This is a genomic window from Paenibacillus sp. MAHUQ-63 (assembly GCF_028765165.1).
In the GTDB taxonomy this organism is placed as follows: Bacteria; Bacillota; Bacilli; order Paenibacillales; family NBRC-103111; genus Paenibacillus_E.
In genome coordinates this window covers 534432-549547 of the sequence record NZ_JARADB010000003.1, presented here as the reverse complement: position 1 = coordinate 549547, position 15116 = coordinate 534432, and the positions used below count along the sequence as shown (strand labels likewise).

Annotated in this window: 13 protein-coding genes; 10 read left to right on the top strand and 3 right to left on the bottom strand. The window is 52.2% G+C overall.

The genetic code is table 11. The annotated features are described in order from the left end of the window. Position 1 precedes the first annotated feature (1 nt). The 7 genes from PUT07_RS18670 to PUT07_RS18640 all read left to right on the top strand — a co-directional run bounded on the left by PUT07_RS18670 (position 2) and on the right by PUT07_RS18640 (position 6829). Positions 2 to 703, top strand: a complete 702-nt coding sequence (locus tag PUT07_RS18670) for a Na-translocating system protein MpsC family protein (protein ID WP_274469869.1) — start codon at positions 2 to 4, stop codon at positions 701 to 703. 127 nt (positions 704 to 830) lie between these two features. Next, complete coding sequence (locus tag PUT07_RS18665) at positions 831 to 2210, top strand: PAS domain-containing sensor histidine kinase (protein WP_274469868.1); 1380 nt, start codon at positions 831 to 833, stop codon at positions 2208 to 2210. A gap of 69 nt (positions 2211 to 2279) precedes the next feature. Continuing rightward, positions 2280 to 2633 carry a Na-translocating system protein MpsC family protein gene (locus tag PUT07_RS18660; RefSeq protein WP_274469867.1) on the top strand — a complete coding sequence of 118 codons (354 nt, stop codon included), beginning with the start codon at positions 2280 to 2282 and terminating at the stop codon, positions 2631 to 2633. Positions 2634 to 3068: 435 nt separating this feature from the next. After that, positions 3069 to 4115, top strand: coding sequence for a Nif3-like dinuclear metal center hexameric protein (locus tag PUT07_RS18655; RefSeq protein WP_274469866.1), 1047 nt, complete (start codon positions 3069 to 3071; stop codon positions 4113 to 4115). 23 nt (positions 4116 to 4138) lie between these two features. Then, complete coding sequence (locus tag PUT07_RS18650) at positions 4139 to 5185, top strand: ABC transporter substrate-binding protein (RefSeq protein WP_274469865.1); 1047 nt, start codon at positions 4139 to 4141, stop codon at positions 5183 to 5185. A gap of 2 nt (positions 5186 to 5187) precedes the next feature. After that, positions 5188 to 5967 (top strand): ABC transporter ATP-binding protein, encoded by a 780-nt coding sequence (locus PUT07_RS18645; RefSeq protein ID WP_274469864.1) that lies wholly within the window; start codon positions 5188 to 5190, stop codon positions 5965 to 5967. Continuing rightward, positions 5948 to 6829, top strand: coding sequence for an ABC transporter permease (locus PUT07_RS18640; RefSeq protein ID WP_274469863.1), 882 nt, complete (start codon positions 5948 to 5950; stop codon positions 6827 to 6829). The genes PUT07_RS18645 and PUT07_RS18640 overlap by 20 nt, the downstream gene beginning before the upstream one ends. 143 nt (positions 6830 to 6972) lie before the next feature. Here the strand turns inward: PUT07_RS18640 and PUT07_RS18635 are convergent, their stop codons facing one another. Next, positions 6973 to 7125, bottom strand: a complete 153-nt coding sequence (locus PUT07_RS18635) for a hypothetical protein (protein ID WP_274469862.1) — start codon at positions 7123 to 7125, stop codon at positions 6973 to 6975. 156 nt (positions 7126 to 7281) lie between these two features. Between PUT07_RS18635 and thrS the strand changes: the two genes are divergently transcribed. Further along, positions 7282 to 9198: a threonine--tRNA ligase gene (thrS, locus tag PUT07_RS18630; RefSeq protein ID WP_274469861.1), complete on the top strand. Its 1917-nt coding sequence runs from the start codon at positions 7282 to 7284 to the stop codon at positions 9196 to 9198. A 7-nt stretch (positions 9199 to 9205) separates the two neighbouring features. On the opposite strand, the gene PUT07_RS18625 is transcribed toward thrS, so the two are convergent. Further along, positions 9206 to 10372, bottom strand: coding sequence for a GGDEF domain-containing protein (locus PUT07_RS18625; protein ID WP_274469860.1), 1167 nt, complete (start codon positions 10370 to 10372; stop codon positions 9206 to 9208). A gap of 33 nt (positions 10373 to 10405) precedes the next feature. Next, the gene (locus PUT07_RS18620; RefSeq protein ID WP_274469859.1) at positions 10406 to 11245 is read right to left on the bottom strand and encodes an AraC family transcriptional regulator; all 840 of its coding nucleotides are present in this window, start codon (positions 11243 to 11245) and stop codon (positions 10406 to 10408) included. A 216-nt stretch (positions 11246 to 11461) separates the two neighbouring features. Between PUT07_RS18620 and PUT07_RS18615 the strand changes: the two genes are divergently transcribed. Together PUT07_RS18615 and PUT07_RS18610 are read left to right on the top strand one after the other, a co-directional pair. Then, a complete protein-coding gene (locus PUT07_RS18615) occupies positions 11462 to 13249 on the top strand; it encodes a family 43 glycosylhydrolase (protein WP_274469858.1) in 1788 nt (595 codons plus the stop codon). 82 nt (positions 13250 to 13331) lie between these two features. Beyond that, on the top strand, positions 13332 to 15113 hold the full coding sequence (locus PUT07_RS18610) for a cache domain-containing sensor histidine kinase (protein ID WP_274469857.1): 1782 nt from the start codon (positions 13332 to 13334) through the stop codon (positions 15111 to 15113). The last annotated feature ends 3 nt before the right edge of the window (positions 15114 to 15116 follow it).

Here is a 15116-nt window from a genome sequence, read left to right as displayed (position 1 = left end):
CTTGGAAACCGATGAGAAACGGATTCAGAACGAGCTAGCCAGCCATGTAGGCAGATTGTTAAGAGAAGCTTTCGGCAAAGGGCCGCAATCCATATTCGTCAGTATCAACCGCCCTTTTGTCGTCATCTATTTGCGTAACTTTTTATCCCCGACAGAGAAAGTGCTCCTTCAACAGGACCAAATCGCTGCTATTCAACATACGAGAGACCTGCTGGTCAAATCGTTAATTCCTGAATTTAAAGCTTATTTGCTTGTCATTGCGGGCATGAACATTCAGGAGTTTTATTACGATTGGGGCTTGCATAATCATTCCGGGATCATGGTAGGGATTGAAGCGGACGAGGGTAAGGAGCATCCCGAATTACTTGAAGGGTATACAGGCAAGGAGGAGCTTCACCAGGAAATTGACAGTCTGAGTCATCAGGTTGAGAAGAGGCCGGAAGAGTTATATTCCTGCAAGCTTAATGACAGAACGCTCGTCGTCATTCGCAACGGGATCCTGATTAGCATTGAGAAAGAATTGATTCGAATCGGCCATGAAGAGAGTCTTCGGCTTGCGAAACGCAGTCTGGAGAAAAGCTATCTGCATAACAACGGCCATTTCGAACCGATTTTACATACGAGAGTTATCGATGTGTTTGTCGATTGGGACTTTCATCTGGATAAAAGCGTCATCGTGTTCATTCTGAATCCAAGTCCATAATTTGGCGGTAATGAACCAGAGACAGTGCTGGGCATAAGCCTGAATACAAGCTGCAGAAGCAGCTTTTATTTAGGCTTTTTTAATTTGCTGTGTTACTTTTCGCGAGACGAGGAGCGTGGAGGTTAAGATGACGGATTATCCTGAAATGAACGGAATGATAGATCGAATCACCGATGCTTTCTTTGCGGTAAACAGCCTTTGGGAATTCACCTATATCAATAAGGAAGCGGCAAGGGTCTTGTTCCGCGAGCAAGTGGAGCTAGTGGGCAAATGCATGTGGAATGAATTTCCGGAAGCGGTGCATCTGCCATTCTATGAACAGTATCATAAAGCGATGCGCGAACAAGAGAAGGTGGAGTTCGAGGCGTATTATCCGCCGCTCGCGTCTTGGTTTGAAGTGAGAGCGTATCCATCGCCTGACGGGCTAACCGTCATTTTCCAAGATATAACACGCAAGAAGGGAGCGAGGCTGCAGCAGGAGCTCCACTATGAGTCGCTTTTTAAATATAATCCCGAAGCTGTTTTCTCGTTTGATCTCGATGGGTACTACCTCAGCGTGAATCCGGCTATGGAGCAATTGCTGGGATACAGGGAAAGTGAATATTTGAACATGTCGTTCATCCCATTGATTCAGCCCGAGGAATTAGAACTGACGATAAAGCGGTTTACCCAAGCGGTCAAAGGAATTACCCAGCATTATGAAACGAAAGCGATACATAAGAACGGGAAAGTTATCGATGTGAAAGTCACCAATATGCCCATCATCATGAACGGTGAAACCGTAGGGGTGTACGGGGTTGCGCGAAACATTACCAAGGAGAACAAGAATGAGCAGCTGCTGCTCGAATCAGAGAAATTGACGGCGGTCGGGCAGCTGGCCGCTTCCATTGCGCATGAAATCAGGAATCCGCTTACTTCGCTCAAAGGGTTTATCCAGCTGATCGAGAAGAATGTGCGGGGTGTGAATCCGGAATATTTCAACATTATGACGGACGAGCTAACGCGGATTGAAATCATTACGAATGAGCTGCTATTCCTTGCGAAGCCGCAAGCTCAGGAGTTCAAAAGCGAGCAGGTGGGCAAAATCATTCATGACGTCGTCATGCTCCTTAGCTCCCAAGCTTTGATTAATCGTATTGAAATTAAGGCTGTCGATGTCGACGATTTGCCCGCTGTCGCTTGCGTTGCGGCACAACTGAAACAAGTCTTCATTAATCTGATTAAGAATGCGATGGAGGCCATGCCGGATGGCGGGGAAATCCGGATTGCAGCCGCGCGACCGAATCCGGATACCATCCTGGTTCAAGTGATGGACCAAGGCAAAGGAATTCCGGAAGAGGCGATCGCCAAGATCGGCTCTCCCTTTTACACGACCAAAGAAAACGGAACGGGGCTCGGCATGATGGCGACCATGAAAATTATTGAATCTCACGGCGGAACGGTTCGAATTTCAAGCAGGGAAGGTAAAGGGACAACCATCAGTATTCATCTGCCGATCGCCGGTTGATGTAAACGAGCATTAATCTATCGGTTCCTATGCTATAATGAGTAATAAAAAAGGCAGGGGGGCGGCTGGATGAAGCAGGCATACTCGACCGGTGAATTAAAACAGGAATTCATTAAGATTTATAATTCGATCAATCAGGAAATTTTCGGAACCGGCATCAAGTCGCAGAAGATAGAAATATCCGGAGACAAAGTGTTTATTTTTGCCACGCATAAGCGTATACCTGCTTTGAAAGTACTGGATGCATCGAACCGGAGTCTGACCGCCAGTGTGGACATTCTGCTTATGGAAGCTAATAAGCGCATGCTCAAGCAACAGATCGAGAGTAAGCTCGGACTTGAGGTCAAGCTGGTCCTGAAGGATTACGATCCCGAGACGGAATTCTCAGGAACAGTGATTGTGCTTAAAGAGCCGCTGGAGTGATATTTGTGTTATTTAATATCACATGAATTCAAAAAACTAATTGAAATTTTTATATTTTTGTTGACCGATACGCTAGATTCATGTTATTTTAGATGACATAGAAGTTGTCATAAATTTTTGTATACAATATGCAATTAGTCAAGCATTTTTGGCAAATCTATGATATGATGGCTATGGAAGCGTTTTACAAAGAGGGAGAGCGTTACGGATCGAATCCTTGTGCAAACAAGAGACGGGATGCCATAGTGCTTGACTTCACTCATTTAACCTCTAGCAGGTGCTAAGGAACTCCGGAATCCTGGAGAGCTTTACAACCGCTACTATTGACACTATCGGATTTCTTCATGGATTCCGTATGCGCATAGTAGCGGTTATTTGTTGTTGGACCCGTTAGGCCAAGCAGGCCAAAACAGCAGGAGAAAGGAAGGGCGAGAGATGAAGAGGATACCACCGCAAGCCGATGTAGGAGCCGTCCTTGAGGCGCTGAATCACATTTCCAGAGGCAGGATGGTGATGGATTGGAATGAAATCACTTCGGGAACGAATCCGTATGTCGTGATGAAAACTTCGAACATTCCGGGCAAAAGCGTGATCGAAATTCCCGGCCTTATATTCGGCGACAAGCAGAAGGCCGTGAAGAAGATCGGCGTCGGCATGACGCTGACGGAATCGGTGATCGAGCTGGCCTCCGCCATGGAGCTTGACTTGATCGTCGTGCATCATCCCGTTGCCGACGCTGCAAGCTCGGGAGGCGTGCCTTTCTCGGATTACCTGCCTCTGTACAATTTGGCGCTGATCGAAATGCATGAAGCGTTCCACGGGCTCCATCCCGGCATGACCTTCCTGCACGGCCACCGCAAATTGAAAACGGACATCGCCTTCGGCGGCGTCCCCGGCAACGTCCTACATAAAGGGATCGCTCTGGAAGAGATCCGCACGGCCGGCGATATTTTAGCCCGCATCGACCGGCTCATGGGCAGAGACATCGATCATGATATTCTCGAGGCGGAGCGGGGCATTCGCGGAGAGATGAGCCTGCAGGAAGCGACGCTCGCCAATCCGGCGCGGCTGCTCAGCGGCACGGCGGATAGTCCCGTCGAACATGTGCTGCACTTCTTCCCGCACACTGGATTTACGATGCACAATTTGGAAACGGCTCTGCAGATGTATCCCGAAACCGATACGATTATCGCCAGCATCTCCAGGGTGAGAGAGGATCATGACTTCGTCCGGCTGGCCAAACAGCGGGGACTCAATTTCATCGTCGGCAATTCGCATTCCGTTGAACTGATGGAGAATGGCCTTCCGCTTGCTTATGCGCTGGAAATGCTGCTTCCGGGCGTCGAGGTGTTCTTGCTCAGAGAGCGAATAACCGCTGTTCCGCTGAAGGATGTCGGACATTCGGGCATGGTTCAATATGGCAAGGAAATGGCCGAATCGCATTTGGTGTTTAAACAGCCCCAGGCTGCTCAAATACTTTAATCAACCTGAAAGGATGATCGACCATGTTGACAATGAGGAAAACCGCTTCGCTTGTGCTCTCCGCCATGTTAGTTACGCTTGCCGCCGGGTGCGGCCAGGCAGCCACTTCGCCGGCTGCATCAACCGGGGCTGCAGACAAGAAGCCCGAGGCGCTGCAAACGGTCAAGTTCTCCGAAGTGATCCGTTCCGTCTTCTATGCGCCCCATTACATTGCGATGGAGAAGGGCTTCTTCCGAGAGATGGGGTTGAACGTCGATATGAACACGGCGCAGGGCTCGGATAAAGGAGCTGCGGCACTCATCGCCGGTGTCGCCGACATTTCGCTGGTCGGACCGGAAACAGCCATCTACATCTATAACCAGAAGGGGGACAAAACGCTCAAAATCTTTCATCAGCTCACCATGAGAGACGGTTCCTTCCTGCTCTCGCGCAATCCGGTTGCTAATTTCAAGTGGAGCGATCTGGCCGGCAAGTCGGTTATCGGCTGGAGGCCGGGCAGTGCGCCGCAAATGGTGTTGAACACGAAACTGACTCAGGAGAAAGTGGCCAAGACGGACGTGATCACGAATATCGCTTCGACCGCGATGGCCGGCGCTTTCACCAGCGGCAAAGGAGATTTCATCCAAGTCTTCGAGCCGATTGCCTCCAGTCTGGTGAAGGAAGGCAAAGCGCATTATGTCGCTTCCGTCGGTCAGGAATTCGGCGCATTCCCGGAGACGTCCTATGTCGCAACCTCCGATTACATCAAGAAAAACCCTGCCGTGATCCAGAAATTCGTGAATGCCGTGGCCAAAGGCAGAGAGTGGATGCAAACCGCCTCTCCGGATGAGATTGCGGGCGCGTTGACGCCTTATTTCGAGGGGACGCCGAAAGATATTCTGATTCAATCCGTCGACCGCTATCTGAAACAGGATACTTGGCCTGCCGTTCCTGAATTGAACGCCCAGCAGTTTGCTGCGCTGCAGCAGGTGCTGATTGACAATGGCGTACTGAAGCCGGCCGATCGAGTGGCTGATATCAATGCCGTTGTGGATATGACCTTCGTGAACAAGATCGGAAAGGCGGAATAACGATGGCCCAAATCGAGCTCAAGGATGTTTGCTTAAGCTATTTCACGCTCAAACAGGAGACTGAGGCGATTCGCCGGATCAATATCGCCATCGAAGCGGGTCAATTCATCAGTATCGTCGGGCCGAGCGGCTGCGGCAAGAGCACGATGCTCTCGCTCATCTCGGGGATGTATCAACCGACGAAAGGCAAGGTGCTCATTGACGGGCAGGAGGTGACAGGCACCTCCCCCAAGGTGGGGTATATGCTGCAGCATGACCATTTGTTCGAATGGCGCGATATTTTGAGCAACCTGTTGGTTGGCGCCGAGATTCGCAAGATGGATCTGGGGAAGGCGAAGCGCAAAGCGCTGGAGTTGATGGACCGTTACGGCTTGGGCGGCTTTGCCCATCATAGTCCGGCCCAGCTGTCCGGCGGGATGCGCCAGAGGGTCGCGCTCATCCGGACGCTCGTGACGGAGCCGGATATTCTGCTGCTGGATGAACCGTTCTCCGCCCTCGATTACCAGACGCGCATTACGCTGGCGGATGAAATTCATAGCATTATTAAAGACCAGGGCAAGACGGCTGTACTGGTTACGCACGATATATCCGAAGCGATCAGCATGGGCGACCGGGTTATGGTGATGTCCAAACGGCCGAGCACGATCTCTGCCATTTATGACATTGATTTGGGGCAAGGCGCGCAGTTGACACCGTGGAACAAACGGGAAGCCGCCGGGTATAACGATTACTTTAATCACATTTGGAGGGAGCTGGAAGGTCATGTCGTTCATGCCGGTTAGAGAGCCTAGCATCAGTTCGGAGCCATTAAAAGAGCAAGGGATCACCTTAGTCCCGGAGAAGGCGGTATCTGCGCAGTATGCCGACTATTTGCGGGTTCAGAAGCGCAAGCTGTGGACCGTTCGCCTGTCCCAACTGCTTGTCCTGGTGCTGTTCCTCGGGTTATGGGAGCTGGCCGCCAATTGGAAATGGGTGGACGCGATGCTGACCTCCAAGCCTTCGCAAATCGTCAGCTCATTCCAAGAGCTCGCCTTCCATGGCGATCTGTTCAAGCATACTTGGACGACGGCGCTGGAAACCTTGATCGGAATCGCCGTATCGATGTTGATCGGCACTTTCGTTGCCGTTCTCTTCTGGTGGTCCACTTTCGCGTCGAAGGTGCTGGAGCCTTATGTGGTCGTCTTAAACGCGCTGCCTAAGGTTGCGCTCGGTCCGATCTTTTATATTTGGCTGGGAGACCGATACTCGATTTATGGCATGGCGATGGCGATCTCGGTGATCGTCACGATCATGATGGTCGAAAGCGGGTTTAAGGAAATTAGCAAAACGAAGCTGAAATTAATGGAGTCCTTCGGCGCGTCGAAGGCGCAAATGCTGCGGATGGTGCTCCTGCCGGCGAGCATTCCTAATCTGCTGGCCACGTTGAAGGTTAACGTAGGGCTAACGTTAGTGGGCGTGATCATGGGAGAATTCCTCTCATCGAAGGCAGGGCTTGGCTATTTAATTATTTATGGCGGCCAGGTATTCCAGATGAACATGGTCATGGTGAGCATTGCGATGCTGGCGCTCCTCTCCATTGTCTTGTACGGAATCGTGAACGCGATCGGCCGGTTCGCCAAGAAAAAGTATCATTTTGAGGCGTAAGGCCGGCCTGTGAGAGAAGCCCGCTTCATTGCTTAACCGGCGGGCTTTTATTTGGGGCTTGACTTTTCGAAATGTCCTTATGTATGATTGTTCCAAGAAAAGTTGAAACTCATAACAGGCAATGACCAAAGACATGATTTCCTTCACGAACTGTCCAGAGAGAGAAGTTCCAGCTGAAAGCTTCTCCAGTTACCGGTTGTGAAATTACCCCTTTGCAGCCGTGGCGCCCAACCCAGCCAACCGATGTTGGCGGCAGTAAGCGGCACCGGTTTATCCCCGATACCGGATACCAACAAGGACCTTGCATCTTCAGTATTTGGCGTACAGCCGAGCGGAAGAGCCTGGTCGAATTAGGGTGGAACCACGAGCCGAACGCACTCGTCCCTTCTAGGGAGAGATGCGTTTTTTTGCGTTCAACGAAACAATAACGAATGAGGAATGGAGGCTAAATCATGGAGATCAAAGTAACATTGCCGGATGGAACAAATAGGAGGTATGCGCAAGGCACGACCATTGAACAAGTGGCGGCGTCGATCAGCACGGGCTTGAAGAAAAATGCGGCGGCAGGCAAGATAAACGGCAAGCTCGTTGATCTGAACCAACCGATTGAGCACGATAGCCTTATTGAAATTGTTACCCTGGACAGCAAAGACGGCTTGGATATTTATAGACACAGCACGGCTCACATCTTGGCGCAAGCCCTCAAACGCCTATATGGCGGGAAGTCCGTTAAGCTCGGGATCGGACCTGTCATCGAGGACGGATTTTATTACGATGTGGATCTGGAGAAACCGCTGTCCAGCGAAGATCTGTCAGCCATCGAACAAGAGATGGCGAACATTATCGGCGAGAATCTGCCGGTCATCCGCAGAGTGGTCAGCCGGGCGGAAGCGGTCCAGGCATTCGGGGAGCTTGAAGAGCCGCTTAAACTGGAGCTCATTCAAGGATTGCCGGAAGATGCCGTCATTACGATGTACGACCAAGGCGAATTCACGGACCTGTGCCGGGGACCTCACCTTCCTTCGACAGGCCTGGTCAAGGCGTTCAAGCTGATGAGCGTGGCGGGCGCCTATTGGCGCGGAGATTCCAGCAATCCAATGCTGCAGCGCATTTATGGGACATCATTCCCGAAGAAGGCCCAGCTCGAAGAGCATCTCCACGTCCTGGAGGAAGCCAAGAAGCGCGATCACCGCAAGCTTGGCAAAGAGCTTGAGCTGTTCATGTTCTCGGAAGAAGCGCCGGGGATGCCCTTCTTTCTTCCCAAAGGGATGACGATTCGCAACGAGCTCGAGAACTTTGCCCGTGAGCTGCAGCGGCAGCGGGACTATGCAGAGGTGCGCACGCCGCTGATGATGAATAACCGGGTATGGGAGCAGTCCGGACATTGGGATCATTACAAAGACAACATGTACTTCACGAACGTAGACGATACGAAGTATGCGCTCAAACCGATGAACTGCCCGGGACATATGCTCGTCTTCAAGAACAGCTTGCGCTCCTACCGGGATCTGCCCCTGCGCATTTGTGAATTCGGTCAAGTACACCGCCATGAGTTCTCGGGAGCCTTGAACGGCATGATGAGGGTTCGGACATTTTGTCAGGACGATGCGCACCTGTTCGTACAGCCTGAACAAATCGAGGAAGAGATCGGTCGTGTTATTTCGCTTATCGATCACGTGTATCAAGTACTCGGGTTCTCGTACAAGGTCGAGCTGTCTACCCGGCCGGAAGATTCCATGGGCTCCGAACAATTGTGGACGCAGGCGGAACAATCGCTGCAGAACGTACTGGAGAAGCTCGGAATTCCTTATCAGGTGAATGAAGGCGACGGAGCGTTTTATGGGCCTAAGATCGATTTCCATATTCTGGATGCGTTGAAGAGAAGCTGGCAGTGCGGAACGATCCAACTCGATTTCCAGATGCCTGAGAAATTCGATCTCTCCTATATCGGCGAAGACAGCCAGAAGCATCGTCCTGTCGTCATCCATCGCGCGGTATATGGTTCTATCGAGCGGTTTATCGGGATATTGACGGAGCATTTTGCCGGGGCCTTCCCGCTCTGGCTGGCGCCGGTCCAAGTCAAACTATTGCCGGTATCGGAGAACTATGCCGACTACGCTTTGCAAGTGAAGCACAGCTTGGAGGAGGCTGGCATTCGCGTTGAAGCCGATGTGCGGAACGAGAAGCTGGGATACAAAATTCGCGAGGCCCAGCTTGAGAAAGTCCCTTATATGTTCGTGCTGGGCGAGAACGAGAAACGCTCCGCAGCGGTGTCCGTCAGAAAGCGTGGCGAAGGCGACCTTGGCTCGAGCGGCTTGGCGGAGATCACGCAGCTTATCGCCCAAGAGATACGCTCTAAGAAGTCATAACCAGGCGTTATTCGGCGGGTAAGGCTCGGGATACGGCATTCCGTCCCAGCGCTTTGGCTTGGTATAGCGCTTGATCGCAAGTGCTGTATAGCGCTTCAAATGTCGTATCGCGGTCCGGTATAACCGTCAAGACGCCGATGCTGATCGTATAGGGGATGTTAGCGGACATCGCGACGGACTCCTCCACCGCTTGCCGAATGCGTTCCGAGCGCTGTGTGGATGCCATTTCAGCCGTGCCTGGAAGTAAAATGGCAAACTCATCCCCGCCGTACCGGGCAAACAGATCGTCCGTACCCATATGCCGTTTCACTTGCGAGGAAAGGTCGACCAGGACGCGATCGCCCGCATCGTGGCCGAACGAATCGTTAATATGTTTGAACTGGTCGATATCGAACAGCAGCAGGCTGACCGGTTCCCTGACCCTGGCATGAGCCGTTAAGCACATCTTGGCGCGTGAAATAAACGCTCTGCGGTTCATGGCGCCGGTCAAATCGTCATAATGGGCCAGTATGTACAGCTCACGGTCTGTTCGTTCCTTCATTAATAGTACGAAACCCGTATTCCCCGAAATCATGATCAAATATTGGGCAAGCAGCATCACGGTCTGATTGGCGCCGTGGCTGAATAAGCTTAGCGGATTGTTGAAAAGAAGGGCCAAAGCGATCCTGCCCAGAAGCGTAACGATAACCAGCGTATAGAAATAGCCCATGATCTTCGCGAGATTGGAACCCGTTCGCCCGCGAAGCAGCCGGTATGCGGGCAGGACTATCAGCGCCGCTATTCCTGCGGAAGCAAAAATAATCCGTAATCTCTCACTGTTGAAGAAGAGAAGGATCATATGGAATCCGGCGATATTCACGGCAACCAGTGCGATGTACAGGAACTTCGTTAAACGGCTGAGTGCCTGCCGGCAATGGACGATGGAAACGGCTTCGAAGGCGTACCCGATGAATAGCAGCGAGTTCACCGAAGAGACCGTCAACGGGTCGGTCATGCCACCGCGCAGCATCAGAACGAACCAAGCTGCGGCTTGGGCGCATTTGGCCGTGATGAAGAGTTGAACGGTCGTATCGTTCTTCTGCCCGCGCAGATAAGCGGCTATGAACATCACCGTGAAGAGGTGCCCGATCACAAGCGCAATCAGCATCGTTGTCAAATCCAATTGTACGTTCATAGGGAAGCTCCGTCTGAAAGTGATGGAACGGTATTACTCCGTTCGGCCAAGCAGCTTGCGGAATTCACTCGGTCTTACGCCAGCTTTGGAATGGAATAAGTTGGAGAAATAGTGCGGATCGTCATATCCCAGCTTATACCCGATATCGCTGACGGTCAGCTGCGTGTCCAGCAGCATCAGTTTGGCGGATTCAATCTTTTTGTTGATAACATAATTGTATAGCGTCGTACCGGCTTCTTGTTTGAACAACCGGTTCATCTGTTTGTAGGAAAGGCCGATATGGTCCGCGAGCTTACCGGAGTCGAACGGATGAAGAATATGATTGTCCAGAAATTGTTTAATCGCGCGAACCGTAGGGGTAAGCGTGTCTCCTCTTCCGCGAAGCGATTCCGACAGGGAGACGACGATACGCATCAGGACGATTTGAATATAACTTTGCATGTCTTCAATCGTTAGGGTCTTAGCGCTTTCAATAGCATCTTGAAAGACAGGCTCAAGACCGCTGTCCTGTACCGTGATATGATCAAGCAGTTTATAAGCCTCCAGCATGTTCAAGATCCACGAGCCGCTTATGTTTAACCAGATGTAACTCCATGTGTCGGAATGATCCGGGTCTGCGGTCACTTCGTGTCTGCAGCCTGCCGGCAGGATGAAAATATCCCCGCGCCGGGCAATGCCTGACAAGGGACCGGCTTGTACACGGCCTTGGCCGGCAAGCACATAACCGATCACGGTAATTCTGGCCAGCGTTCGAACGTTCCGGTAATGAGGTTCACAGTAATTGACGCCAATGAATTGTACGCTTAACGGTGGCGGCTCTCCAAAAGGAGGCAGATGGTAGATAGGCCCTTGTTTCCCCGGGGTATTCGACATCGTCCGCAGCTCCCTCTATAAGTCGATCCCGATGCTTGTCATTTCTTGTCATTATATTGTAGCATGGCGCGAAGAAGTAGGACAACAATTGACAAAAACGGCTTTGGAGTGAAGGAGATGTCCATATTCCTCACCTGTTCTTCCGGTTTCTCTATTAAGCGTAAGCCTAACGCGCGTTATACTATTCTTAAAAACACACGCTAGGAGGCGCTACTTGTGAAGAGCGACTTTCTCATCAAACCTCCGCATCCCGAAACGGAATGGTCCGCATGCACGGGCTATTCGGACACGGCCGTCGTCATCCGCCCGATTATGCCGGTCCCGCTGGAAGACGCGAGTATCTGCAAGGGACCTGACGGAACGTACTATTTGACCGGAACGACACAAGGCACCAGCCTGCAAATATGGACTTCCCCGGATTTGAAGGCATGGACGGGACCGGAAACGGTCTGGCGCATGGAAGCCGAGGGAACATGGCAGCAGGAGAAGGGGAGCGGGCAGGGCGTTCGTGCGCCGGAAATCCGCTATTTGCATGGCACGTTCTGGGTCGCTTACGGGTTAACCGAAGGAGGGACGGGCTTGCTGCGGAGCGAATCCGGCTCCGTTCATGGCCCTTACCGGGATATGGGAAGGATGACGGCGGACGGCCGGGACGCCTCGCTGTTCGAGGATGAAGACGGGGCCGTCTACTGGGTTTACGGCAATGGCCGAATCGCCCGCATGAAGGACGATCTGACCGGCCTTGCGGAGAGTCCGATTACGGCCGAAGTGCAGCCTTGGAAAGTACCGGGACGTGAGGACCGGCCATCCTTCACGAATCAATGGCAAGCGGGCTCGCACGGGGCTTGTTTGTACAAACGGGACGGGTACTATTATCTGTTCTGTGCGGACCGGCTCGCTCGAATGGGCAGCGATGCCGTCGATACGTTCGCAGCGGTAAGCCGGTCGATCTATGGCCCCTACAGCCGCCGGTATTTGGCGCTGCCGCACGGCGGGCAGATCAGCTTGTTTGACGGCCCGGATGACCGGCTGTATGCTTCTTTCACCGGGTGCGGCAGCTATTCGCCTGTCGAGCACTACCCCTCCATCGTTCCGATGTCCGTGACGGAACCGGGCTTCATCCGTCCGAATGAGGATGCCGTGCTGGAGAAAGGGGCCGTGGGCAGCCTGAAGCCGGTCGCCGGCTTCCCGATTCGCGACCCGCATATCAGCGTCGGACCCGACGGGACGTATTATATGACCGGGACCTCCGATAAGCCGTACAGCAATTTCTGGGACCGCAACAATCAGCTTCATGTGTGGAACTCTGCCGATATGCAGCAGTGGCGGCATGTGGCCAAAGTATGGGACTTGGCCGAGAACGGCACCTGGGAGAACAACATTTATGAAGACCCGTGCCTATGGGCACCGGAGATGATCTATTTGTACGGCACGTTCTGGATCACATATTCGCTGAAGGGCGGGGGGACCGGATTAATCAAGAGCGCATCCGGCAAGCCGGAAGGACCTTATCTCGATATGGGCCGGATGACGAATACGGATATTGATTCCAGTCTATTCCAAGATGAGGACGGCCAGGTGTATTTCGTCTGGCAGGACGGTAAAATCGCCCGGATGAAGACAGATATGACGGGCTTCGCGGAAGACCCCTGCAAGCTGCTATGCTCGGACGGACAGCGCGTCGGGTATGAAGGAGCTTTCATTGTCAAGCATCAAGGCAAGTATATTCTGGGGGCTGCGGAATGGAACGGCGATACGCGCGTAGACGGCACGTACGATCTTATGTACGCCGTCTCCGACCACGTGTACGGTCCGTATACGCCGAGACGCTTGGCGGTTCCGCACGGCGGGCATGGCACGATGTTCACCGACCGGGAAGGCAAGCTGTGGTCAACCTTCTTCGGCAACGACCGGACCGCTCCGTTCCGCACCCGTCCGGGTATCGTCCTGCTTCAGGCCGAAGATGACGGAGAGGGGCTATGCATAACGCCCTGCAGTAGGTAATATTAGAACATGAATCACGCCTGGAGACGGGCCGGGTTCATGTTTTTTTCTAATTAAGGCGAATGGGAAAGGGGTTCCGTCCATGAAGTTTTTCTCCTTAAAGAAGTTCATTTCACCTACGGTAAGCATCCAGGGGAAAATCTTCGTCGCTTTCTCGCTGGTCACGCTGCTTGGCATCGTAGCCGTGACGAGTATTGTCTATCTGTATATGAGAGAAACGGTCAAAAATAATGCGATAACGTCCGTAACCGAAAGCATCCGGCAGGCGGATGAGTCCTTGAATCTCCGGCTGGAGGAGGTTAGCCGTCTGAATACGGTAGTCGCTACGAATCGGACCGTGCTGGATACGCTGCAAAGCAAGTCAGTAGAGCCGAGTTACGAATGGTTCCAGGAGCAGAAGAGGATCGAGGAGTTTTTGTCCGCTTTGATCGCCTATAAGCCTTACATATCGCGGGTAGCTGTCATTGGTTTGAACGAGAAGGTGTTCTTCGTCGGTTCCCCTTGGCTGGATAAGAATATTTTGCTGACACCGATGATGAAAGATTTGCTGCAAAATCCGTCGGGCCATGCTTATTTCCATCAAACCGGCGTCAGCGATTCGATCGTGACCGGGCGCGAGCTGCGCTACAACCGAAGCTTGATCGGCATGGTCATGTTCGATCTGAATGACGAGTTCATTAAGAAAATATATGACGTCAAACCGACCTCGGACAGCATGATGTATGTCGTGGACAGGAAGAATGAATTCATCTACCAGCCGCAGACGAGCGCCTTCGACAAGGAAACGATCGTTGGGCTTGGCCAGGAATTGGCGGGCACGGACGGATCGGTGGAAAGAATGATCGATCAAAAATCGTACCTGGTCGTCATGCGGAAATCCGCTTATACCGGATGGACGACACTCACTCTCGTCCCGATGAAGTCTCTGCTCACGGAAACGGCTCGAATCCGCAATGTACTGGCAACAGTAGCCATTATTGTGTTTATGTTCATCGTAATCGGCACGCTGCAGGTATCCTCGCGTATTACCCGGAATATTCGCAGATTGCGATCGATGATGATGCATGTGACGGAAGGCAACATGACGCTGCCGGCCGTTGAGATCCGCTCCAAAGATGAAATCGGCCAGCTATACCATGTTTTCAAGGGCATGGTCGAGGAATTAAAGCGCTTGCTAGAAGGGATCGTGACGACCGAGAAGGCTAAGCGGGAAGCGGAGTTGGCCGTACTGCAGGCGCAGATTCGCCCGCATTTTCTATATAATTCGCTCAATACGGTGAAATATTTGGCCAAGCTGAACGGGGTGCCGAACATTGTGGAGGTATCGGAGTCGCTCATCGAGCTGATGCGCGGTGTGCTCGGCAATACGAATGAATTTCTTACCTTGCAGGAAGAGCTGCAATATGTCCGCAGTTATGTCAATATTGAAAAATACAAATATGTAGAGCCGATCCGGTTGCTTATTGAAGTGAAAGAGGAGGAGCTTCTGCAATTCAGCGTGCTGAAGCTGATGCTGCAGCCGCTTGTGGAGAATGCAATCATTCACGGAATCTCCGCCTCCGAGCATGAAGGACTCGTGCATATTCACATTTATGTGGAAGGCCAAGAGCTGCGAATTGAAGTCAGAGATAACGGCAAGGGCATGACGCAAGCGCAGATCGATGCGCTGTTCGAGGTTCAGACGAATACGCGTTTCAGCGGGATGGGAGTCCGCAACGTGCATGAACGGATCGTGCGCCTGTTCGGAGAGTCTTACGGCGTGTTTGTTCATAGCGAGCCGAACAGCCATACCACGGTACAGATTAAATTTCCGCTCATTCCGTGGAAGGCGGCGGAGCAGGCCCAATTGCAGCAGGAGGGATGAAAG

Excerpts from the sequence above, each read along its gene's own strand:
- PUT07_RS18665 (WP_274469868.1), top strand. The coding sequence starts at position 831 with ATGACGGATTATCCTGAAATGAACGGAATGATAGATCGAATCACCGAT.
- PUT07_RS18660 (WP_274469867.1), top strand. The coding sequence starts at position 2,280 with ATGAAGCAGGCATACTCGACCGGTGAATTAAAACAGGAATTCATTAAG.
- PUT07_RS18655 (WP_274469866.1), top strand. The coding sequence starts at position 3,069 with ATGAAGAGGATACCACCGCAAGCCGATGTAGGAGCCGTCCTTGAGGCG.
- PUT07_RS18650 (WP_274469865.1), top strand. The coding sequence starts at position 4,139 with ATGTTGACAATGAGGAAAACCGCTTCGCTTGTGCTCTCCGCCATGTTA.
- PUT07_RS18645 (WP_274469864.1), top strand. The coding sequence starts at position 5,188 with ATGGCCCAAATCGAGCTCAAGGATGTTTGCTTAAGCTATTTCACGCTC.
- PUT07_RS18640 (WP_274469863.1), top strand. The coding sequence starts at position 5,948 with ATGTCGTTCATGCCGGTTAGAGAGCCTAGCATCAGTTCGGAGCCATTA.
- thrS (WP_274469861.1), top strand. The coding sequence starts at position 7,282 with ATGGAGATCAAAGTAACATTGCCGGATGGAACAAATAGGAGGTATGCG.
- PUT07_RS18625 (WP_274469860.1), bottom strand. The coding sequence starts at position 10,372 with ATGAACGTACAATTGGATTTGACAACGATGCTGATTGCGCTTGTGATC.
- PUT07_RS18620 (WP_274469859.1), bottom strand. The coding sequence starts at position 11,245 with ATGTCGAATACCCCGGGGAAACAAGGGCCTATCTACCATCTGCCTCCT.
- PUT07_RS18610 (WP_274469857.1), top strand. The coding sequence starts at position 13,332 with ATGAAGTTTTTCTCCTTAAAGAAGTTCATTTCACCTACGGTAAGCATC.